General features: G+C 49.7%; 2 rRNA genes (1 of these 2 cut by a window edge). Both read left to right on the top strand.

Annotated elements, in window-relative coordinates:
* Positions 1–2,307, top strand: a 23S ribosomal RNA gene (locus D8848_RS10495); it begins 595 nt to the left of the window's first position.
* Positions 2,308–2,383: 76 nt separating this feature from the next.
* Positions 2,384–2,499 (top strand): 5S ribosomal RNA (gene rrf / locus D8848_RS10490).
* Position 2,500: the final 1 nt, after the last annotated feature.

The raw sequence follows: 2,500 nt of genomic DNA, 5'->3' as shown, positions 1-2,500 counted from the left end.
TTTGTAGAATGAACCGGCGAGTTACGTTATGATGCGAGGTTAAGTTGAAGAGACGGAGCCGTAGGGAAACCGAGTCTGAATAGGGCGCCTTAGTATCATGACGTAGACCCGAAACCATGTGACCTACCCATGAGCAGGTTGAAGGTGCGGTAAGACGCACTGGAGGACCGAACCAGGGCACGTTGAAAAGTGCTTGGATGACTTGTGGGTAGCGGAGAAATTCCAAACGAACTTGGAGATAGCTGGTTCTCTCCGAAATAGCTTTAGGGCTAGCGTCGACATTAGAGATTCTTGGAGGTAGAGCACTGTTTGGGTGAGGGGTCCATCCCGGATTACCAATCTCAGATAAACTCCGAATGCCAATGAATTATGGTCGGCAGTCAGACTGCGAGTGCTAAGATCCGTAGTCGAAAGGGAAACAGCCCAGACCACCAGCTAAGGTCCCAAAATAATTGTTAAGTGGAAAAGGATGTGGGGTTGCACAGACAACTAGGATGTTAGCTTAGAAGCAGCTATTCATTCAAAGAGTGCGTAATAGCTCACTAGTCGAGTGACCCTGCGCCGAAAATGTACCGGGGCTAAAACAATTTACCGAAGCTGTGGATACCTTTATAGGTATGGTAGGAGAGCGTTCTATGTGTGATGAAGGTGTACCGTGAGGAGTGCTGGAACGCATAGAAGTGAGAATGCCGGTATGAGTAGCGAAAGACAGGTGAGAATCCTGTCCACCGTAAGACTAAGGTTTCCAGGGGAAGGCTCGTCCGCCCTGGGTTAGTCGGGACCTAAGGAGAGACCGAAAGGTGTATCCGATGGACAACAGGTTGATATTCCTGTACTAGAGTATGTAGTGATGGAGGGACGCAGTAGGCTAACTAAAGCAGACGATTGGAAGTGTCTGTCTAAGCAGTGAGGTGTGAACTGAGTCAAATGCTTAGTTCTATAACATTGAGCTGTGATGGGGAGCGAAGTTTAGTAGCGAAGTTAGTGACGTCACACTGCCAAGAAAAGCTTCTAGCGTTTAAACATACTCTACCCGTACCGCAAACCGACACAGGTAGTCGAGGCGAGTAGCCTCAGGTGAGCGAGAGAACTCTCGTTAAGGAACTCGGCAAAATGACCCCGTAACTTCGGGAGAAGGGGTGCTGACTTTAAGTCAGCCGCAGTGAATAGGCCCAAGCAACTGTTTATCAAAAACACAGCTCTCTGCTAAATCGTAAGATGATGTATAGGGGGTGACGCCTGCCCGGTGCTGGAAGGTTAAGAGGAGTGCTTAGCGCAAGCGAAGGTATGAATTGAAGCCCCAGTAAACGGCGGCCGTAACTATAACGGTCCTAAGGTAGCGAAATTCCTTGTCGGGTAAGTTCCGACCCGCACGAAAGGCGTAATGATTTGGGCACTGTCTCAACGAGAGACTCGGTGAAATTTTAGTACCTGTGAAGATGCAGGTTACCCGCGACAGGACGGAAAGACCCCATGGAGCTTTACTGCAGTTTGATATTGAGTGTCTGTACCACATGTACAGGATAGGTAGGAGTCTATGAGATCGGGACGCCAGTTTCGAAGGAGACGATGTTGGGATACTACCCTTGTGTTATGGCCACTCTAACCCAGATAGGTGATCCCTATCGGAGACAGTGTCTGACGGGCAGTTTGACTGGGGCGGTCGCCTCCTAAAAGGTAACGGAGGCGCCCAAAGGTTCCCTCAGAATGGTTGGAAATCATTCGCAGAGTGTAAAGGTATAAGGGAGCTTGACTGCGAGAGCTACAACTCGAGCAGGGACGAAAGTCGGGCTTAGTGATCCGGTGGTTCCGTATGGAAGGGCCATCGCTCAACGGATAAAAGCTACCCTGGGGATAACAGGCTTATCTCCCCCAAGAGTTCACATCGACGGGGAGGTTTGGCACCTCGATGTCGGCTCGTCGCATCCTGGGGCTGTAGTCGGTCCCAAGGGTTGGGCTGTTCGCCCATTAAAGCGGCACGCGAGCTGGGTTCAGAACGTCGTGAGACAGTTCGGTCCCTATCCGTCGCGGGCGTAGGAAATTTGAGAGGATCTGCTCCTAGTACGAGAGGACCAGAGTGGACTTACCGCTGGTGTACCAGTTGTCTTGCCAAAGGCATCGCTGGGTAGCTATGTAGGGAAGGGATAAACGCTGAAAGCATCTAAGTGTGAAACCCACCTCAAGATGAGATTTCCCATGATTTTATATCAGTAAGAGCCCTGAGAGATGATCAGGTAGATAGGTTAGAAGTGGAAGTGTGGCGACACATGTAGCGGACTAATACTAATAGCTCGAGGACTTATCCAAAGTAACTGAGAATACGAAAGCGAACGGTTTTCTTGATTTGAATAGATATTCAATTTTGAGTAGGTATTACTCAGAGTTAAGTGACGATAGCCTAGGAGATACACCTGTACCCATGCCGAACACAGAAGTTAAGCCCTAGAACGCCGGAAGTAGTTGGGGGTTGCCCCCTGTGAGATATGGAAGTCGCTTAGCT

The sequence above is a fragment of the Streptococcus mitis genome (assembly GCF_003942775.1).
GTDB lineage: Bacteria > Bacillota > Bacilli > Lactobacillales > Streptococcaceae > Streptococcus > Streptococcus mitis_CN.
This window is presented reverse-complemented; position numbering and strand designations above follow the sequence as displayed.